At 45.2% G+C, this 24,658-nt stretch carries 22 protein-coding genes; 20 read left to right on the forward strand and 2 right to left on the reverse strand.

Annotated features, from left to right (window positions below; translation table 11 throughout):
* Positions 1 to 187: 187 nt before the first annotated feature.
* The 19 genes from E5672_RS02320 to flhB all read left to right on the forward strand — a co-directional run bounded on the left by E5672_RS02320 (position 188) and on the right by flhB (position 19,606).
* Positions 188 to 985: a flagellin gene (locus E5672_RS02320; RefSeq protein ID WP_136780747.1), complete on the forward strand. Its 798-nt coding sequence runs from the start codon at positions 188 to 190 to the stop codon at positions 983 to 985.
* A gap of 163 nt (positions 986 to 1,148) precedes the next feature.
* Positions 1,149 to 2,612: a sigma-54 dependent transcriptional regulator gene (locus E5672_RS02325; RefSeq protein WP_136780748.1), complete on the forward strand. Its 1,464-nt coding sequence runs from the start codon at positions 1,149 to 1,151 to the stop codon at positions 2,610 to 2,612.
* A 136-nt stretch (positions 2,613 to 2,748) separates the two neighbouring features.
* Positions 2,749 to 3,891 carry a sensor histidine kinase gene (locus tag E5672_RS02330; protein ID WP_136780749.1) on the forward strand — a complete coding sequence of 381 codons (1,143 nt, stop codon included), beginning with the start codon at positions 2,749 to 2,751 and terminating at the stop codon, positions 3,889 to 3,891.
* Between the two features lie 16 nt (positions 3,892 to 3,907).
* Complete coding sequence (locus tag E5672_RS02335; protein ID WP_136780750.1) at positions 3,908 to 5,245, forward strand: sigma-54-dependent transcriptional regulator; 1,338 nt, start codon at positions 3,908 to 3,910, stop codon at positions 5,243 to 5,245.
* A 263-nt stretch (positions 5,246 to 5,508) separates the two neighbouring features.
* Positions 5,509 to 5,844 (forward strand): flagellar hook-basal body complex protein FliE, encoded by a 336-nt coding sequence (gene fliE, locus E5672_RS02340; protein ID WP_014997639.1) that lies wholly within the window; start codon positions 5,509 to 5,511, stop codon positions 5,842 to 5,844.
* A 12-nt stretch (positions 5,845 to 5,856) separates the two neighbouring features.
* Positions 5,857 to 7,551 carry a flagellar basal-body MS-ring/collar protein FliF gene (gene fliF / locus E5672_RS02345; protein ID WP_136780751.1) on the forward strand — a complete coding sequence of 565 codons (1,695 nt, stop codon included), beginning with the start codon at positions 5,857 to 5,859 and terminating at the stop codon, positions 7,549 to 7,551.
* Between the two features lie 12 nt (positions 7,552 to 7,563).
* Positions 7,564 to 8,604 carry a flagellar motor switch protein FliG gene (fliG, locus tag E5672_RS02350; protein WP_136780752.1) on the forward strand — a complete coding sequence of 347 codons (1,041 nt, stop codon included), beginning with the start codon at positions 7,564 to 7,566 and terminating at the stop codon, positions 8,602 to 8,604.
* A 39-nt stretch (positions 8,605 to 8,643) separates the two neighbouring features.
* Positions 8,644 to 9,426 carry a flagellar assembly protein FliH gene (gene fliH / locus E5672_RS02355; RefSeq protein WP_136780753.1) on the forward strand — a complete coding sequence of 261 codons (783 nt, stop codon included), beginning with the start codon at positions 8,644 to 8,646 and terminating at the stop codon, positions 9,424 to 9,426.
* Entirely contained in the window at positions 9,419 to 10,753 is a 1,335-nt protein-coding gene (fliI, locus tag E5672_RS02360; protein WP_136780754.1) for a flagellar protein export ATPase FliI, read from the forward strand. The genes fliH and fliI overlap by 8 nt, the downstream gene beginning before the upstream one ends.
* A 69-nt stretch (positions 10,754 to 10,822) precedes the next feature.
* Positions 10,823 to 11,269 (forward strand): flagellar export protein FliJ, encoded by a 447-nt coding sequence (fliJ, locus tag E5672_RS02365; RefSeq protein ID WP_136780755.1) that lies wholly within the window; start codon positions 10,823 to 10,825, stop codon positions 11,267 to 11,269.
* Between the two features lie 348 nt (positions 11,270 to 11,617).
* Entirely contained in the window at positions 11,618 to 13,894 is a 2,277-nt protein-coding gene (locus E5672_RS02370; protein WP_136780756.1) for a flagellar hook-length control protein FliK, read from the forward strand.
* 231 nt (positions 13,895 to 14,125) lie between these two features.
* A complete protein-coding gene (gene fliL / locus E5672_RS02375) occupies positions 14,126 to 14,665 on the forward strand; it encodes a flagellar basal body-associated protein FliL (RefSeq protein ID WP_136780757.1) in 540 nt (179 codons plus the stop codon).
* A 27-nt stretch (positions 14,666 to 14,692) separates the two neighbouring features.
* The gene (gene fliM / locus E5672_RS02380) at positions 14,693 to 15,751 is read left to right on the forward strand and encodes a flagellar motor switch protein FliM (RefSeq protein WP_014948638.1); all 1,059 of its coding nucleotides are present in this window, start codon (positions 14,693 to 14,695) and stop codon (positions 15,749 to 15,751) included.
* A gap of 17 nt (positions 15,752 to 15,768) precedes the next feature.
* Positions 15,769 to 16,176 (forward strand): flagellar motor switch protein FliN, encoded by a 408-nt coding sequence (gene fliN, locus E5672_RS02385; RefSeq protein ID WP_014948639.1) that lies wholly within the window; start codon positions 15,769 to 15,771, stop codon positions 16,174 to 16,176.
* 28 nt (positions 16,177 to 16,204) lie between these two features.
* Positions 16,205 to 16,657, forward strand: a complete 453-nt coding sequence (gene fliO / locus E5672_RS02390; protein ID WP_136780758.1) for a flagellar biosynthetic protein FliO — start codon at positions 16,205 to 16,207, stop codon at positions 16,655 to 16,657.
* Complete coding sequence (gene fliP, locus E5672_RS02395) at positions 16,650 to 17,405, forward strand: flagellar type III secretion system pore protein FliP (protein WP_136780759.1); 756 nt, start codon at positions 16,650 to 16,652, stop codon at positions 17,403 to 17,405. Before fliO ends, fliP begins: the two co-directional genes overlap by 8 nt.
* 8 nt (positions 17,406 to 17,413) lie before the next feature.
* The gene (fliQ, locus tag E5672_RS02400) at positions 17,414 to 17,683 is read left to right on the forward strand and encodes a flagellar biosynthesis protein FliQ (protein ID WP_012517675.1); all 270 of its coding nucleotides are present in this window, start codon (positions 17,414 to 17,416) and stop codon (positions 17,681 to 17,683) included.
* 12 nt (positions 17,684 to 17,695) lie between these two features.
* Complete coding sequence (gene fliR, locus E5672_RS02405) at positions 17,696 to 18,475, forward strand: flagellar biosynthetic protein FliR (protein ID WP_014978604.1); 780 nt, start codon at positions 17,696 to 17,698, stop codon at positions 18,473 to 18,475.
* A gap of 6 nt (positions 18,476 to 18,481) precedes the next feature.
* Positions 18,482 to 19,606 (forward strand): flagellar biosynthesis protein FlhB, encoded by a 1,125-nt coding sequence (flhB, locus tag E5672_RS02410; protein ID WP_136780760.1) that lies wholly within the window; start codon positions 18,482 to 18,484, stop codon positions 19,604 to 19,606.
* Between the two features lie 86 nt (positions 19,607 to 19,692).
* On the opposite strand, the gene E5672_RS02415 is transcribed toward flhB, so the two are convergent.
* On the reverse strand, positions 19,693 to 20,667 hold the full coding sequence (locus E5672_RS02415; RefSeq protein ID WP_136780761.1) for a D-Ala-D-Ala carboxypeptidase family metallohydrolase: 975 nt from the start codon (positions 20,665 to 20,667) through the stop codon (positions 19,693 to 19,695).
* Complete coding sequence (locus tag E5672_RS02420; protein ID WP_136780762.1) at positions 20,660 to 22,267, reverse strand: L,D-transpeptidase family protein; 1,608 nt, start codon at positions 22,265 to 22,267, stop codon at positions 20,660 to 20,662. The genes E5672_RS02415 and E5672_RS02420 overlap by 8 nt, the downstream gene beginning before the upstream one ends.
* A gap of 268 nt (positions 22,268 to 22,535) precedes the next feature.
* Here E5672_RS02420 and flhA point away from each other — a divergent pair, with 268 nt between their 5' ends.
* On the forward strand, positions 22,536 to 24,635 hold the full coding sequence (flhA, locus tag E5672_RS02425; RefSeq protein WP_136780763.1) for a flagellar biosynthesis protein FlhA: 2,100 nt from the start codon (positions 22,536 to 22,538) through the stop codon (positions 24,633 to 24,635).
* Positions 24,636 to 24,658 lie beyond the last annotated feature (23 nt).

Consider the following 24,658-nt stretch of genomic DNA (forward strand, 5'->3'; position numbering starts at 1 on the left):
GGCTTACGACGATAACGACCACTAAAATTTAGTGAGAACTTCTTAATGAATACATTCACAGGCTTTCTAGCCTCTCTAATGTTTATTGTATTAGCTTTGGAAGTATGAATTTTTATACTCTGCTTTGGTTAGAAGTTGTACAGCCATGTGCTATATTTAACAGGAGAGTCAATAAAGGGTCGCAACCATGCAAATTAACAGCAGCAACTCAACGTCGCTAATTGGTCAAATCCAAGAAAAGCAAAACAATCTATTTGAGAAGCTGGCATCAGGTAAAAAGGTTAATAGTGCCTTGGATGATGCATCGGCCCAGCAGATCATCGACCGATTAACGTCTGAAGTTGAAGGTAACCGACAGGCTATCAACAACGTATATGATGGCATCTCGGTTGCGCAGGTCGCAGAAGGTGGTTTAGGCAGTATTAACGATGATGTAAACCGTATTCGTGAATTGACCTTGCAATCTGGAAGCGGTGTTTTGAGTAGTGGTGATCGCCGCGCTATTCAATCTGAAATAACTCAATTACAAGAAAATATCTCGCAAACCATAGAGCAGACGAATTTCGCCGGAAAACCATTATTATCTGAAAATGGCTCACTAGAATTTCAGTCAGGTTCTAGCCCTGGTCAATCGATTAGCGTTAATACGCAGGATGTTGCGGCGCAGCTTAACGATGTGCTATCTATCGATATTACGTCAGGAACCAGTATTGAAGATGCGTTAGGTGCAACAGATGCAGCAATTGAAACACTCGGTAGTGCTCGGGGTGATTTAGGTGCGACGCAAAATCGTTTCGAAAGCGCAGCACGTTCTCTTACGCAGACAAATGTAAACACTGCTGAAGCTCGAAGTAGAATACAAGATTTAGATTTTGCACAAGCCGTGTCACAACAGGCATCAAACGATGTGCTTGGCCAAGCGGCGCTTAGCGTACAAGTGCAAGCGAACCAGCAGCAAAGTCAGGTTTTATCGTTGCTGAGCTAGTCTCATTTATACAGAACACGCTAAATTTAATCGAAAGAAGCAGGGTAACCTGCTTTTTTTATTGATATATTTCCCAAAACAGCGGTTGCGCTCCGATCTTTTGTCGTTACAATTTAGAAATGCGCTAAACTGTAAATAATAACAAAGCGTTCTCGGGGAATTGATGAAGAACATTTTGCTGATTAGTGATAATCAGGAACTTATTCAAAACTTGGAAACTATCGTTACCTTCATGGGAGAGTCGTGTCAATCACGAGGCTTCAGTGACTGTGAAAGATACCTCCATGAAAGTGGCGCTGATGCTGTGCTTATTGAGCACCGCTCGTCCACGCTTGTAAGTAATCTGGTAGAAAAGTTTCCACACATACCGTTCGTTGCATTAGTTGAAAGCAACACGCAAGCATCAGCGAGTTGTAACCTTGTTAGTGTTATTGCTACACCACTAACTTATCCTGTACTAACGCAGGCTATACATCGCTGCCAAGAATACTCTAGACGCAAACCCAGCTTATCTCGTGCTTCGGGGACAAAAACCCGATTATTCAGAAGCCTCATTGGTAAGAGTGAGCAAATTCAAATTGTAAGGCGTTTAGTAGAGCAAGTAGCTCCTACCGACGCTACTGTACTGATATTAGGTGAGTCAGGTACGGGTAAAGAGGTAGTTGCGCGTAATGTTCACTTCTTGTCTGAACGTAAAGATGGGCCATTTATTCCAGTAAACTGTGGAGCGATTCCAGGCGAACTGTTGGAAAGCGAGCTATTTGGTCATGAAAAAGGGGCGTTTACTGGTGCAATTAGCGCGCGTAAAGGCCGTTTTGAATTAGCTGAAGGCGGTACCTTGTTCTTGGATGAAATCGGCGATATGCCGCTTCAGATGCAGGTTAAATTATTGCGCGTGTTGCAAGAGCGTACCTTCGAGCGCGTAGGCGGCAACAAGCCTCTTCAATGCAACGTACGCATTATTGCTGCTACGCATCGCAATTTGGAAACCATGATCAGTGAAGATAAGTTCCGCGAAGACTTGTACTACCGACTCAATGTGTTCCCAATTGATAGCCCTGCACTTAGACAGAGAAAAGACGATATTCCCTTACTACTTCAAGAGCTAAATAGCCGTATACAAGGCGATGGGGTAGAAGGCGTACGCTTTACCGAGCAAGCCATTGCTTCATTGATGGAGCATGAATGGGCAGGTAACGTCCGTGAGCTTTCCAATTTAGTTGAGCGATTAACGATCCTTTACCCTGGTCAAATTGTCGATATCGCTGATTTACCTGAAAAATATCAGTACGGCGACGTACAGGCTTACGAGCCTGACTATCCAGAAGAAATTCTTGAACGGGAAGCGTTTAATGCGTTATTTGCTGAAGCGGCAGCACAAGAGCCAGATGAAGACCTTAATGAGCAAAGCCACGAAAGTTTGAACGGTATGGTGTCTTCATCTTTACCCGAGGAAGGGGTTAATCTTAAAGAATACCTTTCTGAGCTGGAAGTGAATCTAATAAAACAAGCCCTAGAGAACCAAGATTGGGTAGTGGCACGTGCCGCCGATAAACTTGGAATGCGAAGAACTACGCTTGTTGAGAAAATGAGAAAATACGATATTCAGCGCACTGAAGAAGCGTAATGTCAGGTAATTGACGTTACGTTCTTTCCCTAATTCTGCTTATAACCTCCTGATAGTTAAGCCAATTATAAGTTGGCACACCTTCTGCTTTATCCAAGCCATAGTTTAACAGCGTCTGCAATTTGACGAGGATAATATGGCTTTTGAAAGCACACCACAATCTACAGAGTATTTCGCGTCTGCCTATGCACTTAATGGTGGCGGCTCAGCATTGACTCGTGATGATTATCAAACCTCGCGCGGTGAAGATATTGAATCTCTGCGATTGCAGGCGAGTAGACTGGAACATTTACTTCAAGTAATGCCCGCTGGCGTTATTGTAATAGATGGCAAAGGCATCGTTCGACAAGCTAACGAGCAAGCAAAGGCTCTGCTAGGTGAACCGCTTGAAGAAGAAGTGTGGCGAAGCATTATTACACGATCGTTCAAGCCTCGCGCTGATGACGGCCATGAAGTCTCGCTCGTTGATGGTAGAAGAGTAAAACTTTCTATTACACCACTGGAAAACGAGCCAGGTCAGCTAATTGTTATTACTGATTTGACTGAAACTCGTCAGCTGCAGGCGCGAGTAAGCCACATGCAGCGTTTATCTTCCCTTGGAAAAATGGTGGCATCACTTGCTCACCAAATTCGTACCCCACTTTCTGCCGCTATGCTTTATGCGTCGAATTTAACGCGCAAAGGTTTAGGCGAAGAGGCGCAGACCCAGTTTGCCAACAAACTAACTGACAGACTTAAAGAGTTAGAAAGCCAAGTTAACGACATGCTGCTTTTCGCTAAATCTGGAGAAGAGCAGGTGGTCAGCCAAATCAGTTTGGAAGAGTTGTTCACATCGATAGAGGGGAGTGCTCATAGCATGACAACTCAAGCGCAGCAGACGTTAACGTTTTCAGGGTTTGAGCAAGATGTTTCTATCACGGGCAATCTTACAGCGCTTCAAGGTGCGGTGTTAAACCTTATCCACAATGCAAGCCAAGTTACATCCAAAGGCGAATGTGTGCACGTTCAGGCAACAGTAAGTGATCAGCGTTTACATGTATCTGTGGTCGATAAAGGACCAGGGGTTCCAGATAGTCTTAAAAATAAAATATTTGAACCGTTTTTTACAACCAAAACTCACGGTACAGGTTTAGGCCTTGCCGTAGTGAAGTCAGTGGTAAATGCGCACAGCGGTTCACTTAACATCACTGACGTTCCAGATGGTGGCGCTTGCTTTAGCGTGTCGCTACCTTGCTCGGCAAATGCTAAATCCTCACAAACATTGACTCATGTTGCGTAAGTCATAGGAGAGAATAATGTCTAAAACTACCATTTTAATTGTTGAAGATGACGCAGGTTTACGCGAAGCGCTCCTAGACACCCTTTTGCTAGGTAACTATAGCGTGGTTGCTGCCGATTGCGCGGAACAAGCATTGATGATGCTATCGTCACAGAATGTGGATCTGGTGGTTAGCGATATTCAAATGGGAGAAATGAGTGGCTTAACTTTGCTTAAAAGTATTAAGTCTAAATATCCCAATGTGCCAGTGTTATTGATGACAGCTTACGCCACCATTGATGATGCCGTTCAAGCAATGCGCGATGGCGCAACCGACTATCTATCAAAGCCTTTCGCTCCCGAAGTATTGTTGAATCTAGTGGGCCGCTATGCGCCAGCGCAAAAGATTGAGTCACGCACACCAATAGTAGCCGATCCTTCAAGCTTAAAATTACTTGAGCTTTCACGCAAAGTCGCTAAGTCTGAAGCTACCGTTATGGTCATGGGGCCAAGCGGATCGGGTAAAGAGGTACTGTCTCGATATATTCATGATCAGTCACCACGAAGTGACGCACCTTTTGTTGCCATCAACTGTGCTGCTATTCCAGAAAATATGTTGGAAGCAACTTTATTTGGTTACGAAAAAGGAGCCTTTACTGGCGCAATCCAAGCTTGCCCGGGTAAATTTGAACAAGCTCAAGACGGCACCCTGTTACTTGATGAAATAACTGAGATGGATTTGGCACTGCAGGCTAAATTACTGCGCGTGTTACAAGAGCGTGAAGTAGAACGCCTTGGCGGACGGAAAACCGTCAAACTCAATGTGCGTGTCATTGCCACTAGTAACCGAGATTTAAGAAAAGCAGTAGATGCAGGTGAATTTAGAGAAGATTTGTACTACCGTTTAAATGTTTTCCCTATTGAATGGCGTCCTTTGGCTCAACGTCCAGGAGATATTGTTCCGCTTGCGGAGCATCTTGTGCAGCGTCACGCCAGTTCACAAGGGCTAGGTACCATCAGGTTAAGTGCTGCAGCGCGCAATAAGTTATCCCAGTACAGTTGGCCCGGTAATGTCCGTGAGCTGGAAAATGTGGTTCAACGCGCGCTAATTCTTTGCGAAAATAATGAAATAGATGCCAGCGATCTAATGATTGATGAAGACATGTCAGCACCCCTTGAGGTTGTGCAAGAACAGGTTGAGGATAACAAACTCGGCTCAGAGCTTCGTTATCAAGAACACCAAATTATTCTTGATACATTGGTATCGTGTAATGGAAAGCGAAAGGATGTTGCAGAGAAGCTAGGAATAAGCCCTCGAACCCTTCGTTATAAACTGGCGCGCATGCGTGAAGACGGTATTGAAGTGCCAGCCTAAGGTATCGATGACCTCAATATTATCTACCTGAACCTTAATAAAATGTATCCTCATATTCCGTCGCCTCTGTAGTGAAAAAGGCGGCGGTTTTTTGTTACTCACATTAAATCAAACGCCATAAATTTGGCTTACCCTCTCATTTTTCACATATCATTATGATATTAAAGGGTTTTTAAAGTTGGCAAGCCCTTTGCTAAATCACTCCTATAGATTATGTATTCGCCGGTGTTCAGGCGGTTTTTAAAGAAACACTAGGAGTGGTTATGGACGTTAAAGCCAATAGTTTGTATCAAGAAATGCAGAACATGATTGGGCAAACTCGTCTTCAAGTTAACGAGCCTCAACAGCAGCCGCTTAGCGAAGTTAATAGCTCGGCAAGTGATTTCTCGACCATGCTTAAGAATGCGGTAGATGGTGTAAATGGCATGCAGCTCGAATCAAAAGATGCGCAGCAACGTTTTGAAATGGGCGATCCAAGTTTAAGTTTAGCGCAAGTTATGCTGACAAAAGAAAAGGCGGGCATAGCTTTTGAAGCCACTGTTCAAGTACGTAACAAAGTACTTGAAGCCTATAAAACAATAATGAACATGCCGGTGTAGGTGGAGTAGGTTATGGCTGAAGCTACAGGTACAAACCTTACGGTTCCTGATCAAAACCAATCAATGGACAATGAACCAGAAAACAAATCTGGTTTTATGGACACTTTAGGTAGCGCAGATATGATGCGCCAAATGGCCCTTGTGGTTGTTTTGGTAATCTGCGTAGCCATCGCAATCTTTATTCTTATTTGGTCGCAAGAGCCTGATTACCGTCCGCTTGCAAAAATGGAAACTCAAGAGCTTATTGAAACCCTCGATTATATGGATGCAAACCAAATCGATTATAAGCTTGAAGGCAATATTGTTTACGTAAGAAGCGACGAATTCCAAAACATCCGTTTAGGCATGACCCGCCAAGGGTTAACCAAGGCCTCTGATGCCGGTACCGATATCATTATGCAAGATATGGGTTTTGGTGTGAGCCAGCGTGTTGAGATGGAACGTCTAAAGCATGCCCGCGAGCAACAAATCGCGGCTACTATTGAAGATATCGCCAGTATTCAAAAAGCCCGTGTTTTGTTAGCTATGCCTAAAGAGAACGTGTTTGCGCGAAGAGAGAAAAAAGCGTCGGCAACCGTTGTGCTAACGGCTAAGCGCGGTGCTGTTATTGCAGGTGAAGAGGTTGATGCGGTTGTCGATATTGTGGCATCAGCAGTTCAAAACATGGAGCCGTCTAAAGTAACGGTAACTGACAGCAACGGTCGTCTGCTTAACTCAGGCTCGCAAGATTCTATGAGTGCTCGTGCAAGAAAAGAGTACGAAATTGAACGTCAGCGCGAGCAAGAGTATCTAGAAAAAATTGACGCTATATTGATTCCAGTTTTGGGCATAGGTAACTACACGGCGCAAGCTGACGTTACGATGGACTTTACTGCAATGGAGCAAACCCAGCGTAGCTATAACCCAGACTTGCCTGCGGTTCGCAGTGAAATGATCATGGAAGAAAATAGCGTAGGTGGCGGCGTTGGCGGTATTCCCGGTGCATTATCAAATCAGCCTCCGTTAGATTCTAATATTCCAGAAAATGCCGTGGGCGGTAGTCAGCAAACTATGCCTGGCCGCACAGCGAAAGAATCAACACGCAACTACGAACTTGATACCACTATCAGTCATACCAAGAAACAGACAGGGGTTATCCGCAGATTAAGTGTGTCGGTTGCCGTAGACTACACCCAAGTTGCGGGTGAAGACGGCGCCAAGACGCCAACGCCGCGCAAACAAGAAGAAATTTTAAATATTCGCAGACTATTGCAGGGCGGTATTGGTTTTGACGTTACCCGCGGTGATTCATTAGAGGTTGTTAGCGTTCCCTTTACTCGCATGGATGCTGGTGAAATTGAAGATGCGCCTTTGTGGGAGCAGCCTGGATTTCTGCCAATTCTTAAGCTAGTTGTGGGTGGCTTGGTTATAATAGTACTTATTATCTTTGTAATTCGACCTATGCTGCGTCGTCTTATCAACCCAGATGAGTCGAACGACGCCGATGAATTTGATGCTGACGAAGGCTTAGATTTGGGCGATGACACTATTAGTATGCTAACGTCTGACTTTGACGAAGGCCAAGTAGGATTCGCGCCAGATGGTTCACTCATGTTGCCTGACCTACACAAAGACGAAGATGTACTTAAAGCTGTACGTGCCCTTGTGGCTAATGAACCTGAATTATCAGCCCAAGTAGTGAAGGGCTGGTTAATGCAAGACGAGTAGTGAGATAAGATTATGGCTGAAGAACTTGCCAATGTTGAAGAACCGTCATACGACGTCAGTAAATTAGAAGGCGTAGAAAAAGCGGCCATCTTATTGTTGAGCTTGTCAGAAGAAGATGCGGCGCAGATATTAAAACACTTAGAGCCAAAGCAAGTACAAAAACTGGGTACTGAAATGGCCAAAGTGGATGATATGACGCAGTCTAAAATTACGTCGGTTCATAAGCATTTTATCGAAGAGATTCAAAACTACAGCACTATCGGCTTCCAAAGCCAAGACTTTGTGAAACGTGCGCTTACCGCTGCACTAGGTGAAGATAAGGCAGCAAACCTTATCGATCAAATACTTATGGGAAGTGGCGCTAAGGGCCTCGATTCACTTAAATGGATGGATTCTAAGCAGGTGGCGAGCATTATTCGCAACGAACACCCGCAGATCCAAACCATTGTGCTGTCTTATCTAGAACCTGAGCAAAGCGCTGAAATTTTGGCGCAATTCCCAGAAAAAGTACGTCTTGATCTGTTGATGCGTATTGCGAATCTAGAAGAAGTTCAGCCAGCTGCACTACAAGAGCTAAACGAAATTATGGAGAAACAGTTCGCAGGCCAAGCGGGTACACAAGCAGCCAAAATGGGCGGCTTGAAGTCTGCTGCGAACATTATGAACTACCTGGATACCGCGATAGAAGGTCAGTTGATGGACGCTATCCGCGAGCAAGACGAAGAGATGAGTCAGCAAATCCAAGACCTGATGTTTGTCTTCGACAATTTAGTCGATGTAGACGACAAGGGCATTCAGGCCATACTGCGCGAAGTACAGCAAGACGCGCTGCTTAAGGCTATTAAAGGTGCTGACGAAGAGCTCAAAGAAAAAATTATGCGCAACATGTCTAAGCGTGCTGCAGAAATGCTCAACGACGACTTGGAAGCACTTGGTCCGGTGCGTATTAGTGAAGTGGAAACCGCCCAGAAAGAGATCCTTTCTGTTGCTCGTCGACTTTCTGACTCTGGTGAAATTATGCTTGGTGGTGGCGGTGGTGAAGAGTTCTTATAAGGACTTTAACACCGACATTTATTTAGCCTAGGTACATTTATGACTGCCAAAAAAAGTTTCAGTGAAAAAGAACTGAGTGAAGCTAAAAAGTGGGACTTACCCTTCGTTGACGACCCTACTGCATCAAGAGACAACGAAACGACCAATGCGTTGAACAAGCGCTCAGACTGGAAGTATGAACCTCCTGAAGTTGAAGAAGAGATTAAGCCCCCTACAGCTGAAGAAATAGAAGCCATACGTCAGGCTGCCTATGATGAAGGCTATCAGGAAGGCAAACAAAAAGGTTTTGATGAAGGCAAGGCAGAAGGTCTTGAAGCTGGTCTAATTGAAGGTAAAGAGCAAGGTCATAGCGAAGGTTTAGAGCAAGGATTAGAGGAAGGTCGCCAGCAAATGACGGCACAAGCCGAAGTGTGGCAAATGCTTGCTGAAAAATGTCACGACCCACTTTCGCAAGCCAACGATGAAACCCGCGACCAATTGGTAAAACTTGCCGTAACTCTTGCTAAAGCAGTTATTAAAACAGAGGTAAGCACTAACCAAGAGGTTATATTGCAAGCGTTGAGCGAAGGTATTAAGGCGCTGCCAATCAATCAAGCGGAGTACCAAATTCATATGAATCCAGAGGATATTGAATTGGTAAAAGCGCATTTTGGTGAAGAGGAAATTACCAAAAAAGGCTGGAATCTTCTTGAGGCCCCTTCGATGGAGCGCGGTGGTTGCGATATTACGACTGTGCAAAACGCTGTAGATGTGTCAATTGAACGTCGATGTCGAGACGTTATTGATAAGTTTTTATTAAACCAAGGTTTGTCTGATGACTAGCCCTTGGCATACCCATTTCGAATCTCTTTCTAAACAGGTGACATCGCCACCTGTTGTCGCTGCCGGAAAGCTAGTGCGAGGCATCGGATTAACCCTTGAAGCGGTAGGTTGCCAGCTGCCGGTGGGGAGTCAATGTTTAGTACAAACCATTGAAGGCGAAATAGAAGCCGAAGTGGTTGGTTTTGGTGACGATATTACCTATTTAATGCCCACAGAAGCAGTTCGCGGTATTGTACCGGGAAGTCGCGTAATGCCGTTAAACCGACAAAGTGGGTTACCAGTAGGCATGGGATTATTAGGGCGTGTAGTAGACGGCAATGGTCAGCCCCTTGACGGTCTGGGCGAAATTAATGCCGAAGCCCGAGCGCCAACCACTCGCCCTCCTATGAACCCGCTCATTCGCCGTCCAATCAACACCCCTATGGACGTTGGCGTACGTGCCATTAATGCGTTAAATACGGTTGGCGTAGGTCAGCGTATGGGGCTTTTTGCAGGAAGTGGCGTGGGTAAAAGTGTGCTACTTGGCATGATGACCCGAGGCTGTGAAGCCGATGTGGTCGTGGTTGGGCTAGTTGGTGAGCGTGGCCGAGAAGTGAAAGAGTTTATTCACGAAATACTTACAGAAGAAGAACGCCAACGGGCAGTAGTAGTGGCAGCGCCAGCTGATACTTCACCGCTTATGCGTTTAAAAGGCTGCGAGACGGCGGTAACCATTGCTGAATATTTTCGCGATAAAGGCATGAAAGTACTGCTGCTGATTGATTCGTTAACACGCTATGCCATGGCGCAGCGTGAGATTGCGTTGGCTGTGGGTGAGCCACCAGCCACAAAAGGTTATCCACCTTCGGTATTTGCTCGGCTTCCCGCTTTGGTTGAGCGTGCAGGTAATGGTAGCGAGCGCCAAGGCTCTATCACGGCCTTTTATACGGTACTTACCGAAGGTGACGATTTGCAAGACCCCATTGCTGACGCTGCTCGCGCGATTTTGGATGGTCACGTAGTGTTGTCGCGAACCCTCGCCGATAGCGGTCATTACCCTGCTATTGATATTGAAGCGTCAATAAGCCGTGTAATGCCTATGGTCGTAAGCGAAGAACATCAATTAATGGCGCGTCGTATTCGACAAGTTTATTCAAACTACAAACAAAACCAAGACCTCATTTCTATTGGTGCTTATGCGAAAGGGTCAGACCCGCGTATTGATCTGGCTATTCGCGCAGAACCAGCAATCAATGCTTTATTGCAGCAAGGAATGAAACAAGTTATACCCTATGACGAAAGTTTAGAGGGTATGGCTGCGTTAGCTAAAGGACTGGGGCAAGGCTAATGCGTGCAAGCGCAAATAAGGTAGAGCGAGTAGTATCTATAACGCTATCTAATGTAGGGGCAGTACGCTATGTCTAAACAACTTGAACGTTTAGCTGACTTTGAGCGAGAAAAAGAGCAACGAGAGGCTCGGTATTATCAGCAAGCTCAACAGAATGTTAATCAGCAAAAGCAAAAGCTGACTAGTTTAGAGCAGTACCGTATTGACTACATAAAGGGCATTCAACAAACTGGTCAAGCGGGCGTTACCGCCACGTATTATCAGCAACATTTATCTTTTGTTGGAAAACTAGACAAAGCGTGTGAGCAGCAGATGCAAGTCATTGCTCGGGCGCAAATGGCTGCAGATCAGCGAAAACAACTTTGGCTAAAGCAACAGCAAAAAGTGAAAGCCGTTTCCTTGCTACTAGATAAAAAGAAGTTGGCAGAGCAGAAAAAAGAAGCCAAGGCAGAACAGGCCATGATGGATGAGTTTGCTACCCAACGATTTTTCAGAGCTAAGCGCTCACCTTTCTAATAATTAGTACCTTCTTAAGCCACTTTGGCTCAACCCTTGCAAAACCAATGTAAATTAGCACAACGCGCCGCAATTACAGTGTAACGGTTATCACGCTTTAACAGTGTTTCTGGGAATTTCAGTACATTTAATAAAGTAAGAAGTTTCACCAAAGCGAGCATAACTCTTAACGTTAAATAGTAGCGACTAAGGGGACCGAGATAGCGCTAAGTGGTTGTATTTTATAAAGCGTTGGTGGGGTTGCGATTAACTGGGCTATTTGTTTTTGGGTTAACGCCTGGTAAGTAAATCGCATCATAGTACGTCTTCTTTGTGAAAGACGATATAAATGTAGGACGGTAGGACAATATGCAACAAGTTGCCGCACATAAAACAGACATTGCCGCATTACCTTTTTCGACTTCTAGCACGGCTAAAGCGGTTGAAACCGGTATTGGAACACATCAAGAAACAAGCAGTGGGAACAACCAAGCATTTAATCGACTTTACCAAGAAGCTAAATCGAGTAAGTCAGACTTTGTCTTAAATGAAAAAGACGCTGTACGTCCTCAATCATCTGAGCCCAAAAGTGCCAGTGAAACGCCTGCTAGTGCTTCTGCATCTAATGATTCATTGAAAAGCGGAAAGGATCGTGAAGCAGGTCATACAGACTTGCCTAGTCGTGACACGGTGACTGACAAGCCCGCTGAGTCAGACGCTGAAGTTCAACATGCAAGTCAGAAAGATAACCCGACGATGGGTACTCAAGAAATTGCGGAAGATCCGAATGCATCAGCGCAGCCCACAACGGATGACGAAGAAGATACACACCTAGCAGTTGAAAACGCTGAAGGAAACATTAAACAGATAGCGATAACCGATACACAGTTCATCATTGGAGATGGCGGCAAAAAAGACGCCGAAGCTGGTGTTATTACCACACCAGGTTCGCCAGACGAAAAGCCAATCAAAGATGAGGGCGAACCAGACTGGGTCGCTTATGTTGATACTGTAGCTGCTCGTTTGGGCAAGGAAGAGAAAGCCGCAGGTGGAGCTGATACAAAAATCAATAATGGTATTTCTGCAGTTGAAGATGAGGCAATTAACGTTATTTCTATAAAAGAAAGCGGAAAGCTTTGGAGCCTTCCTGATGATGTTAACGCCAGTGACGCTTCCTCAGTATTGGCGCATTTGGTTTCTCAGTTAAATAGTGACAAGAGTGAAGGTGATCTTGCTATCGAATCACTATCTACTGAAGCAAAAGAAACTCTTAGTGCTTTAACAGCGCTTCTACTTAACGCTGACAGCAACCAAGGTGACGGCGATAGTCAAGCTAACACTGAACTTTTTGATGTCACAGCCAGTGCCAACGCAAACTCAAATGCTGAAAACAGTAGTGAACTTTCTTCGCTAATTGCTCAGCTTATGCAGCAAACAGAAAGCGCTGGAGATAACACGAAAACTAATAGCGCAGATATTGAAGACGCAGACGTTCTTGATGGGGTACTTACAGGTACAGAGAGTTCGGCTGATGAATCTCTTGTTTTAAACTTGCTATCTGATGCGCTAAACGATCTTCAAGGGGTATCACCAACTGACGCGTCTTTACACGCTGAGGCCATGCAAGCCGAAATGATTGCTGCTGGTAGTGGTGAAATAAGTGCGAACACAACCACTGATAAAATAGCGCCATCTGATTCGGACCTCAAAACAAGTAGCCAAGCGTCTCTTGCTCAAAGTGTTAGTGCTGAGGCAGCAGGCGATAGGCCAGTTGATCTGCTAACCGCTATAAGCGAACTATCGCCCCAAAGCGCTCAAAAAGCGACAGAAGCGTTTGCAGAGCGCGTGGTGGCTGCCATGCCAAGTGGCCCGCAGCAACAGGCTGTGAAAACAAACATTATCGCCGGCATCAATGAATTTCAGCAGCAAGTGCAGCAAGGCAGAGAGCCTGGCATTGATCTTTCATCAATTGTGGCAGATGCCGCAAAAGAGGCCGCAGTTAGCACCGAAGTTATTGCATCAATGACAACACGCCTTGATAGCCAAGCTAGTCAATTCCTTAACTTAATGACGCAAACGCAAGCCAGCGCACAACAAGCGTTTGCGAGCATGGCTGGACAAGCTGACACGGTAATACAGGAAAATAGTCAGCTTCGTGCTGAAGCGTCAAAATCTCAGCAGCAGTTTGAAGGCTTCGATAAAGCGGTCAATATTCATAAGCCTGAAGGACAGCAACAGCTAAACGAAAAAATTCGCTGGATGGTGAATGCGCGCAACACCATGGCTGAGATTCGACTCGATCCGCCGGAAATGGGTAGCATGCAAGTGCGGGTAAACGTCGCAGGTGATGCAGCAAGCGTAAGCTTCGTTGTCCAATCTCAACAAGCAAAAGAGGCGTTAGCCGATGCCATGCCTAAATTACGAGATATGCTCTCTGAACAAGGCATTGAGTTAGGTGATGCCCAAGTGAGAAAAGATAATTCGTCGGGTAACGATAATGGCCAGCAACTTGCAAACGATAATAGCAGAGGAAATGGAGCCGGAAACCGTGGAGAAAATGACGGTTTAGACGACATGGACGAAACTCGAATTATTGAGCAATCAGTAACACGCGAAGCCAAAGGTGGAATTGATTTCTACGCTTAAGATAGATAGAAACTATTATCAATAGGTAGCATGGTGAGATTGTTTTAACACTGCTATGTTTGATGTATTCGTTTAACTTTGATTAAACAGGCTAATGGAGCGTCGCTTTATACCAGAAAATAACTGACTGGCGGTACTGCATCGATAAGACGTAGATACGAATTATGGCATTGCCATTTGCGATGGAACATTGATAATACGTTTTTTCTTAATATTACTGATGAGTTACACATGGCTGATGAAGAATTACAGGTAGAAGAAGGCGGTAAAAAGAAAGGCAAAATGATGTTAATCATCATTATCGCTGTTGTTTTGGTAGGTGGTGGTGCGGCCGCTTACTTTCTACTGTTTGCTGGTGGTGATGAGCCTGCGGCTGAACAACTGGCAGAAGCTGATGCTGCTGCAGCCGCTGCGAGTGCGCCGGCAGCGAGTACAGGTAACGCTGAAATTGGCACTGCACTTTACGTTGCTATGCCGAGACCTTTCGTTTTTAACGTGCCGGGTTCGGGAAGAGACCGATTGGTTCAGATTAAAGTGCAGCTGCTTGTGCGTGGTTCAGACAACGAAGAACTGGCCAAAACACATATTCCGCTAATCGAAGGGACATTACTTCAGGCTTTTAGTACGTCAAATGCGGACGACCTAGTGACAGAAGCGGGTAAAATTGAGCTTCGCGAGCAGGCGGTAACCGAAGTGCAGAAAGCATTAAAAGACATTACGGGCAGCGATGTAGTTGAGCGCGTATTGTTTACTGGGTTCGTCATGCAGTAATGCATTGACCAAGTAAGGTAGAAGACGGTGAGTGATTTATTATCTCAAGATGAAATCGATGCCCTATTACACGGGGTAGATGATGTAGAAGAAGAAGAGGTTGGCGGTAGCGACTCTGATGCTTCTACGCTCGAGTACGACTTCTCCTCGCAAGACAGAATTGTGCGTGGGCGTATGCCTACGCTTGAAATCGTTAATGAACGTTTCGCACGTCACATGCGTGTGAGTTTGTTTAACATGATGCGACGATCAGCTGAAGTATCGATTAACGGTATTCAGATGATCAAGTTTGGCGAATACATTCATACGTTATTTGTTCCAACGAGTTTGAACATGGTGCGTTTCCGTCCGCTTAAAGGCACGGGACTTATCACCATGGAAGCCCGCTTGGTATTTATTCTGGTAGACAACTTCTTTGGCGGTGATGGACGTTATCATGCGAAGATTGAGGGCCGAGAGTTTACGCCTACCGAGCGCCGTATTATCCAGATGCTGCTTAAAATAATCTTTGAAGATTATAAAGAAGCCTGGGCACCGGTCATGGATGTGTCGTTTGAATATTTGGACTCAGAAGTAAACCCTGCGATGGCGAACATTGTGAGTCCAACCGAGGTTGTAGTTATTAGCTCGTTTCATATCGAGCTGGACGGAGGCGGTGGCGACTTCCACGTGTCTTTACCATACTCAATGCTAGAGCCAATTCGCGAACTGCTTGATGCGGGTGTTCAAAGCGACAAAGAAGATACAGATTTACGCTGGAGTAAGGCCCTTCGCGATGAAATTATGGACGTTAAAGTGGCGTTAACTACGCATATGCTAGACGTCGATGTTCCACTTCGCGATGTGATGGAGTTTAAACCTGGCGATATCATCCCTGTGGAGATGCCAGAAACCATCACAGTATTAATTGAAGATTTACCCACGTTCAGGGCTAAGTTAGGTCGCAGTCGCGACAATTTGGCGCTGAAAATTGTAGAAAAGATTGCAAGACCGACTTCAGTGAAGTCTGAGCTACAGTTATTAACCCGCGGTGGGCGCATTATTGATAATGACGCAGAACTGCAAGTACTCGAAGAAGACCTGTAAGGTAGAGGGGAGTTCCCATGAGTGAAGACGGTATGGACGATTGGGCAGCGGCAATGGCCGAGCAAGCCGAATCTGAAGCGGAACAAGAGGCTGGCGATAACGAAGACGTACAAGTTGCCGAACTTGACGAATTAACTGACGACGCGCCTATCACGCAAGAAGAAAAGAAAAAGCTAGATACTATTCTAGATATTCCAGTGACTATTTCGATGGAAGTCGGTCGTAGTCAAATAAGTATCCGAAATCTGCTACAGTTGAACCAGGGTTCTGTGGTGGAGCTGGATCGTGTTGCCGGTGAGCCACTAGATGTATTAGTTAATGGCACGTTGATTGCTCATGGTGAAGTAGTAGTGGTCAACGACAAATTCGGTATTCGATTAACGGATGTTATTAGTCAAATTGAGAGAATCAAGAAGCTCAGATAAAACTTCTTATAAACTAAGGGGTTGCGCAATGCTGCCCCTTTTATTCTGTGAATTGGCCTTTGCGCAGTCAACCCAGTCAATCACTAATCCCACGTCGGTAATGTCAATTTTCCTTTCTTTACTTGTCGTTGTTGGCGTCATTTTCGCCCTTGCTTATGTGATGCGTCGATTTAATGTCACTGCGATGGGTGGCAATCAAATGAAAGTCGCGGCCAGCATGGTTGTTGGCACAAAAGAAAAAATCATGGTGATTCAGGTAGGCGAAGAGCAGCACCTTATTGGCGTGACCAGTCACAACATCTCTCATTTAAGCAAATTAGATAAGAATCTCGATGTGCCTGTGAAAGGTGTAAACAAAACCACAGGCGAGCAACAAAATGGCGCAGATGCATTTAAACAAAAGCTTGTTGCTGCCATGGCAGGAAAGCTCAAACCGAACATAGATAAAAACAAAACACAGGAAGAGTCGAGAGATGCGTAAGTTTGCCTGGCTACTTTTAATACTACCTTTATTGTCTCTCGTTGAGCCTGCTTATGCTCAGCAGGGAATTTCAGCCGTCACGGTGACAACCAATCAAGATGGCTCTCAAGACTATACCATGACACTTCAAGCGCTGTTTATCATGACGGCGCTAAGCCTTATTCCTGCGTTTATCATGATGATGACTTCTTTCACGCGTATTATTGTGGTGTTGTCGATTCTGCGTCAGGCGATTGGCTTACAGCAATCACCGTCAAACCAGATACTCATTGGCGTTAGTTTGTTTCTATCCATGTTTATTATGGCGCCGGTATTTGAAGAGGTGAACGAGCGAGCTTTACAGCCCTATCTTAACGAGCAGCTCACCAGTTTAGACGCTCTTGAGCAAGCCAAAGGCCCTATGCGCGCGTTTATGCTTTCTCAAACACGGGTAAAAGACTTAGAAACGTTTGTACGAATAGCCGGAGACGAAGGAAAATACGCTGATACCAATGAAGTACCGCTAACCATCCTCATCCCCGCATTTGTAACCAGTGAACTTAAAACCGCGTTTCAAATTGGTTTTATGCTATTTATTCCCTTTCTTATTATTGACTTGGTGGTGGCGTCTATATTGATGGCTATGGGTATGATGATGCTTTCACCTATGATTGTATCCTTACCGTTTAAGCTGATGTTGTTCGTGTTGGTTGATGGTTGGAACTTGATTTTCGGCACGTTGGCGACCAGCTTCGGCATGGGCGTCTAGGAGGGCTTATGTCACCAGAAGTCTTTGTAGAAATACTGCGAGAAGCCATGTTCATGGTTATTGTGTTGGTATCTGCGGTGATTGTTCCAAGCTTGATCGTAGGCCTAGTGGTTGCTGTGTTCCAGGCAGCGACCAGTATCAACGAGCAAACCATGAGCTTCTTACCTCGCTTACTTGTTACGCTTCTCGCGCTTAGCTGGGGAGGTAACTGGTTGGTGCAACAGCTTATGGACTTTACTTTCAGAATGGTTGATATGATCCCGCAGGTTGTGGGCTAGAAGGCTGACGTTGTGGAAGTCGAACTAGCGACCATCAATCAATTCCTAGCAGACATGCTGCTGCCGTTTATGCGCATTAGCGGCTTGTTCGTGGCCATGATTGGCTTGAGTGCTAAATCAATTCCCCCGCAGGTAAGAGCCTTGTTGGGTATAATGCTCACGCTTATCATCATGCCGGTAGTGCCCCCGTCACCCATAGAAAATTTGGTGGATGTGGGCACATTTTTAATCGTTATTCAGCAGTTGCTAATAGGCATTGCTATTGGTTTTATATCAATGATGGTGCTCAATACCTTCGTGCTTGCAGGTCAAATTATAGCAATGCAAACCGGTTTGGGGTTTGCGTCAATCGTTGACCCGGTAAACGGTATTAACGTGCCCGCAGTCGGCCAGTTTTATCTAATTCTAGCAACCTTATTGTTTTGGACCTTAGATGGGCATTTGTCCATGATCCAAATGATAGTAATGAGCTTTGAGGCGTTTCCTATAGGCGAAGCATGGTGGACCGGTGAACAGTTCCGCGATATTGCCCATTGGGCAGGCTGGATGTTTATATCGGCCGTGACCCTCTCTCTTGCGCCAATCGTCTCGCTGCTTATCGTGAACTTGGCGTTTGGCGTAATGACTAAAGCTGCACCACAGCTAAACATTTTTAGTATTGGTTTTTCCATTGCTCAGGTAATGGGATTACTGATTATTTGGATAACACTTGATAACTTTACTGCACACTTCGAAACCCAATGGTTTAGAGCCGAACAGTTTATGTGTGAACTATTGAATATTTGTTCGTAGGAAAACATGGCAGATTCAAGCGAAAAAACAGAAGACCCCACGGGGAAAAAACTCGAAGATGCCCGAAAAAAAGGGCAGCTAGCCCGTTCCCGTGAACTCTCTACGACCCTAGTACTTATCATAAGTGCATTTATGTTTTTGTTTGTGGGCGGGTGGATTGCTGAATCTGTTTTTAAACTTACCCAGAGAATGTTCATTCTCTCTCGTGACGAAACCTATGACATAACCCACATGTTTGGCGCATGGGGTGAAGCTTTTTCGGCGGTAGGTCCTGCCGTACTGCTATACATGGTCGTTGCTATGATAGCGGGCATTTATGGCTCTATTGCTCTTGGTGGTTTTAACTTTACCTGGGAAGGGGCAAAACCTAAGGGTTCAAAAATGAGCCCTATTCAAGGCTTCAAACGCATGTTCGGCATGAACGGCTTGGTTGAGTTGCTAAAATCCATAGCAAAAGTGGTGGTCATAATTGGCATGGCTATTGGGGCGTTACTGTTCTTTGAAGATGAAGCGCTCCACCTTGATATGGAGCTTTATCCGGGAAACATCTTTCACGCACTCGACATGCTCAAGTGGGCGTTTCTTATTTTGGTGTGCGGCATGATCCCCATCGCGCTCATCGATGTGCCTTATCAAATGTATAAGCACAACAAAGAAATGAAGATGACCAAGCAAGAGGTTAAAGACGAACGGAAAAATGCGGAAGGCGACCCCATGGTTAAAGGCCGAATTCGCCGTTTGCAATATCAGGCTGCAACCAAGCGCATGATGCAGGAAGTACCGCAAGCAGACGTTGTAGTGACCAACCCAACTCACTTTTCTGTTGTCATTAAATATGACGAAAAAGGGGTAAGAGCGCCGGTTGTGGTCGCTAAAGGTGCTGACGAACTAGCCATGCACATCAGAAAAATTGCTACCGCCAACGATGTGCCGCTAATTCCTTCACCCATGTTAGCGCGAGCCATTTTCTACTCCACAGAAGTGGACGATGAAATTCCGAACGCCTTATTTATGGCGGTAGCGCAGGTGCTGGCGCACGTTTATCAGTTAAAAGCGCACAAAGCAGGTAAGGGCAAACGACCTAAGCCGCTCAAACGAGATTTGCCAATACCACCAGAATATCGACGTTAATTGCGCAGTAAAGATGGAAAAGTTTTAGCGTAACTAAAGTGGGCAGTTTCATTCGGTACTGCCCAATGTTTACGTTAAGTGCAGCGTTACCAGCGTGCTAAAGTTCCTCTCACATCCACATGCACAAAGGGCCCGTGTGCAGCATTAGAACCGTAAATACCAAGTCCGCCGACCCTTGGGCCGAAAGCGCCTTGTTTTGACATGTTCGAGATAAAGTCGGCTAGCCAAACAGCGTCATCACGGTTTACAACCCCGTCTTTATTGAGGTCATCCATAATGCCATCCTTCGGAGACTGATCTATATAGAAATCTGCCGCTCCTCCCCAGACATGACGACTGTACTGAACGTTGCCAATGGCTTTGTTGTAATATGGGGTGCGATATCCACTCATTATGGTCAATCCTTCGACCGCGTGCCCCTCTTCGTTTAAGGTGTAGAGTATTTTTTCAAGTTTCAATAACAGGCCGGCGCGCAAATGTACGTATTTTGGAAACCCTTGTTGTTGCTTAGAAAGAAATTGCCCTAAAGTAAAATTAGGAGACAGTCTGATGCTTGCTTGCTCTGGTAACACCTCTATCAGCCCTGGTGGAGGTAAATAGATTGGGTTGTCTTTTAAGGGCTTTTCAGGGTATTTTCCTATCGTATAGCCGTTTAACTTACCTGTCTTATCAACCTTTTCCATAGACGTCATAACAAATACATTGAGTGTCGCAATTTCATCGGTTTGTTTGTTGGTGGCCTTGAGCAAATAGTACCCCGGCTCCTTGGGCGCCATAATTGGCGCTTTTCCCAAATTTCCCCTAGTTAATGGTAGGTTTGAGTTTGTTTTAAATGCTTCACCGTTCGCGTAGTGAAATTGAAAGCTCCCACTATGGCTCTTATTCTCATACTCTACGGTAAACGTTTTGTTTGGCATGACGAAAATGGAAAAAATTGGGTAGGGAACCGTATTTCCATTAATAACAAGCTTCGAATTGAGCATGCTATTGTCAAAGGAGAACGCTTCACTGGCGTGCGCTGCAGTTAAAAGAGCAGCCAGTAATAACAAACACTTATGCACGTTTAAACTCCTTCAATTTTTCAATAATATGGCTGTCGCGATTGTAAGCATCGCGGCGAAAAACAATGCTTCCTGTTTCATCTGCAAACGCAGTGAAGTACACAATAAGAACAGGAATAGGTTTCTTTAAATACATAGTGCTGTTCTCATCACTTTGAAGTAATTGCTCAGCTTGTGGTATTGCCTCAATTTGGCCTGAATTTGTGAGTACCCATTGAGAGAGCTTCAAGGGATTAGATACTCTGATACAGCCAGAGCTGAAGTTTCTTTCTAACTTCGAAAAAAGGCTGTGATCCGGGGTGTCGTGAAGATAAATGGCATGCTTGTTAGGGAGCATGAACTTTACTTTACCAAGGGCGTTGTGTGGCCCTGGCTTTTGCCTAAGCGTGTAGTGAAATGTTCCTCGGGTAACATTTGTCCAATCAAATTCATCGACAGGGCTGAAGCCGCTGACGCCTGCGGGCTGGGCTTCATAACCTTGCTCAACCAATAAAGAAGGGTTGGTTTTCAATTTCGCCAGCTTATCTTTAGTGGCAATACTAAAAGGTACGGTCCAGTAGGGATTAAACACAATATATTTCATTGATTCAGCAAACACTGGCGTTTGCCTCACTGGTGTGCCGACAATAACCGGCATACCCAATGTTTCTTTACCTTCAGTAAATCCTCTCAACTGAAACGACGCAATGTTAACGCGTAAATATGTCGACCAAGTTTGATGAGGAAGCCAGCGCCATCGCTCTAAGTTTGCATCAATCCTTTCTAGCCAAGAAAACGTAGTCGCATTTAATGCTTCAAAGGTGGCGCTTCCCACAACTCCATCTGGTTCTAGGCCTGCTGACATTTGAAACTGCTTCACTGCATCTAGCAGTTCTTGGTCAAATTGCTCTGAGTAGGTTCCTGGTCCTAGAAGGCGAGACTTCAACAAGACAACCCTGTCGCCAGTGGTGTTCAGCTTTAATGTTGGCCCTGCAGGAATAGGGGTTGTAACGGTAGAAACTTCGCTGAGAAGACTACGCTTTTTCTCTAACAGTAATTTATACTCATGGTGTGATGGCCACATCGCTTGCAACGTTGCCGATACCCCAATGGTTAATGCACGATTTAGCGATGCCACTGGATCCGCTTCTCTTTGTTTAAGAAACCACTGCGCATCGGCATTAGCAGGACTAACAAGCCCATTTAATCGATGCAGAGTTTGGCTGATAAAGGCATCGGTTGCTAACACATCTAAGAGCGCCGTATTGGCGTCGCGACTTTCGAGTATTGATGCGTGGTAATATTCAGGCGAAAACCCATGCAACTCTGAATCAGCAATTTCATGTGTGAGTTCTTGAAGGCGATTTTCAGCTTCAGTAGTACCAAACCATATAAATTGATAGCCATTCTGGGTATAGACTTCGCTTACCAAAACTCTATTTTGTACACGAGATGGGTTACTATTTTGGGAACCGTATATCTCCACTGAATCAACAAGTAAGTTCTCTACACGCTGTCGTAAGTTGGGTTGTTTAGACGCTTGCGCTACGTCGCTAATAGTCAGCATGATAAAAAAGCTGATCCAATACAGCGTCGCAACACGGTTTTGTAGTACTACCATGAATAATCCTTTAAAAACGTAGAGCAGAAATGGAGGGAAACTAGGTCAATAGGCCCTAAGAACAGTGACGTAATTATAAACTGTTCATATGTCCCTCGGATACAAAATCTTAATTGCTTTGATGCAAGTCACTGTAAGTAATAATTCCCCATGATTAAACCTCAGACTGTGATAACTTTTGTGTAAAACATAAAGCTGGCACGTTAGTTGAAAACTCCCCAGAAGATTCACACAAAGCGTCAATTTTCTGATAGAGAGACACCAAGCCATGCAGTTATCCGGTTATCTTCAGCGATTCGATAAAAATCAGCTGCAAAATTTTACCAGTGGTTTAGGCGCACCCATCGTCCTTTTGGCAATTATGGGCATGGTTATATTGCCAATGCCACCGTTCTTACTGGACGTGTTGTTTAGCTTTAATATTGCGTTGTCACTAGTGATTATTTTGGTGGCTGTACTTACCCAACGTCCAGTAGATTTTGGCATTTTTCCCTTGGTTTTACTTATCGCTACTGTTTTACGACTGGCGCTAAACGTGGCTTCTACTCGGGTTGTTTTGCTTTACGGACATGAAGGCGGCGATGCAGCAGGTAAAGTAATCGAAGCCTTCGGTGAGGTTGTAATTGGCGGTAACTACGCCGTAGGTATTGTTGTCTTTGCCATTCTTCTTATCATCAACTTCAAAGTTGTGACCGCAGGTGCTGGCCGTATTTCAGAAGTAAGCGCACGCTTTACGTTAGATGCTATGCCCGGTAAACAAATGGCCATAGATGCTGACTTAAACGCTGGATATATTGACCAGGACCAAGCACGTAAACGCCGCGAAGAGATCACCGCAGAAGCGGATTTTTACGGGTCGATGGATGGTGCGTCAAAGTTCGTGAAGGGTGATGCAGTCGCTGGCCTTTTTATCATGCTAATTAATATTGTCGGTGGCCTTTTTATTGGCATGATTCAACACGGCCTTTCATTCGGTAACGCGATAGAAATTTATACTATCTTGACCATAGGTGATGGTTTGGTGGCGCAAATACCTTCACTGTTATTGTCGGTTGCGACTGCTATTATCGTTACCCGAGAAAATGAAACCCAAGAAATGGGCAAAGAGATCCGCGGTCAACTTGGTAATAATCAAGCCCTGTATATCGCCTCGGGCGTTCTATTTGTAATGGGTATCATTCCTGGTATGCCTCACATCGCTTTCTTAGGCTTTTCTTTCTTGATTGCAGGTTTTGCTTACTGGCAGTCAGTTCAGGCGAAGAAGAAAGCTGCTGAGCCTAAAGTACCTGATAATGTAATGAAAGATGAAACAGTCGCTCCTGAGGTTAAAGAGCTTGGCTGGGATGATGTTCAGCAGGTAGATACTATTGGTTTAGAAGTGGGCTATCGCTTAATTCCACTTGTTGATAAATCCCAAGGTGGCGAGTTGTTGACGCGCATTAAAGGTGTGCGTAAGAAACTTTCGCAAGAGCTGGGTTTCCTTATTCCGCCTGTCCATATCCGCGATAACTTGGATTTAGAGCCAAACACTTACACCATCGCTATGCTAGGCGTAACGATTGGCGATTCTGTTATTAGTCACGATGAAGAACTTGCGATTAATCCAGGGCAAGTGTTCGGTAAATTAGAAGGGCGTGCCACTAAAGACCCCGCGTTCGGATTGGATGCAGTATGGATTAAGCCGAATAAACGGGAGCATGCACAAACCCTTGGGTACACGGTTGTTGACGCCGCTACGGTTGTGGCAACTCATTTAAGCCAGTTGCTTTCTAATAATGCTTATCAATTACTAGGGCATGAAGAAGCCCAGCAGCTTCTTGATATGCTAGCTAAGCAGCATCCAAAACTGGTTGAAGGATTAGTACCTGACATTCTTCCGCTAAGCACTGTAGTGAAAGTACTGCAAACCTTATTGTTTGAAGGCGTGCCTATTCGCGACATGCGTACAATTGTGCAAACCCTCAGTGAGTATGGTACGCGCAGTCAAGACCCAGATGTACTGGTGTCTGCAGTGCGTATTGCCCTTAAGCGTTTAATCGTCCAAGAAATTACTCAAGGTGCGAAAGAGATACCTGTCATAACCTTGGCGCCAGAGTTGGAACAGATGTTGCACCAGTCACTTCAAGCAGGTGGCGAAGATGGCGCTGGCATAGAACCAGGTCTGGCAGACAAGCTGCAAAAATCATTGCAGCAAGCCAGTCAGCAGCAAGAGTTAGAAGGAGAGCCTGCAGTACTCCTTACCTCAGGCATGCTACGACCCGTTCTGTCTCGCTTCTTAAAATATTCTGTTGTTGGGCTGCATGTTCTTTCATACCAAGAAGTGCCTGACGACAAACAAATAAAAATAGTCAGTTCGGTCGGTCAATAATCTGACACTGGGTGATTGGAGAG

This window comes from Alteromonas portus, assembly GCF_005117025.1.
GTDB lineage: Bacteria > Pseudomonadota > Gammaproteobacteria > Enterobacterales > Alteromonadaceae > Alteromonas > Alteromonas portus.

Excerpts from the sequence above, each read along its gene's own strand:
- fliG (WP_136780752.1), top strand. The coding sequence starts at position 7,564 with ATGGCTGAAGAACTTGCCAATGTTGAAGAACCGTCATACGACGTCAGT.
- fliE (WP_014997639.1), top strand. The coding sequence starts at position 5,509 with ATGGACGTTAAAGCCAATAGTTTGTATCAAGAAATGCAGAACATGATT.
- fliO (WP_136780758.1), top strand. The coding sequence starts at position 16,205 with ATGCTGCCCCTTTTATTCTGTGAATTGGCCTTTGCGCAGTCAACCCAG.
- fliL (WP_136780757.1), top strand. The coding sequence starts at position 14,126 with ATGGCTGATGAAGAATTACAGGTAGAAGAAGGCGGTAAAAAGAAAGGC.
- fliJ (WP_136780755.1), top strand. The coding sequence starts at position 10,823 with ATGTCTAAACAACTTGAACGTTTAGCTGACTTTGAGCGAGAAAAAGAG.
- E5672_RS02420 (WP_136780762.1), bottom strand. The coding sequence starts at position 22,267 with ATGGTAGTACTACAAAACCGTGTTGCGACGCTGTATTGGATCAGCTTT.
- E5672_RS02335 (WP_136780750.1), top strand. The coding sequence starts at position 3,908 with ATGTCTAAAACTACCATTTTAATTGTTGAAGATGACGCAGGTTTACGC.
- E5672_RS02370 (WP_136780756.1), top strand. The coding sequence starts at position 11,618 with ATGCAACAAGTTGCCGCACATAAAACAGACATTGCCGCATTACCTTTT.
- flhA (WP_136780763.1), top strand. The coding sequence starts at position 22,536 with ATGCAGTTATCCGGTTATCTTCAGCGATTCGATAAAAATCAGCTGCAA.
- fliN (WP_014948639.1), top strand. The coding sequence starts at position 15,769 with ATGAGTGAAGACGGTATGGACGATTGGGCAGCGGCAATGGCCGAGCAA.
- E5672_RS02330 (WP_136780749.1), top strand. The coding sequence starts at position 2,749 with ATGGCTTTTGAAAGCACACCACAATCTACAGAGTATTTCGCGTCTGCC.
- E5672_RS02320 (WP_136780747.1), top strand. The coding sequence starts at position 188 with ATGCAAATTAACAGCAGCAACTCAACGTCGCTAATTGGTCAAATCCAA.
- fliF (WP_136780751.1), top strand. The coding sequence starts at position 5,857 with ATGGCTGAAGCTACAGGTACAAACCTTACGGTTCCTGATCAAAACCAA.
- flhB (WP_136780760.1), top strand. The coding sequence starts at position 18,482 with ATGGCAGATTCAAGCGAAAAAACAGAAGACCCCACGGGGAAAAAACTC.
- fliQ (WP_012517675.1), top strand. The coding sequence starts at position 17,414 with ATGTCACCAGAAGTCTTTGTAGAAATACTGCGAGAAGCCATGTTCATG.
- fliH (WP_136780753.1), top strand. The coding sequence starts at position 8,644 with ATGACTGCCAAAAAAAGTTTCAGTGAAAAAGAACTGAGTGAAGCTAAA.
- E5672_RS02325 (WP_136780748.1), top strand. The coding sequence starts at position 1,149 with ATGAAGAACATTTTGCTGATTAGTGATAATCAGGAACTTATTCAAAAC.
- fliP (WP_136780759.1), top strand. The coding sequence starts at position 16,650 with ATGCGTAAGTTTGCCTGGCTACTTTTAATACTACCTTTATTGTCTCTC.
- fliI (WP_136780754.1), top strand. The coding sequence starts at position 9,419 with ATGACTAGCCCTTGGCATACCCATTTCGAATCTCTTTCTAAACAGGTG.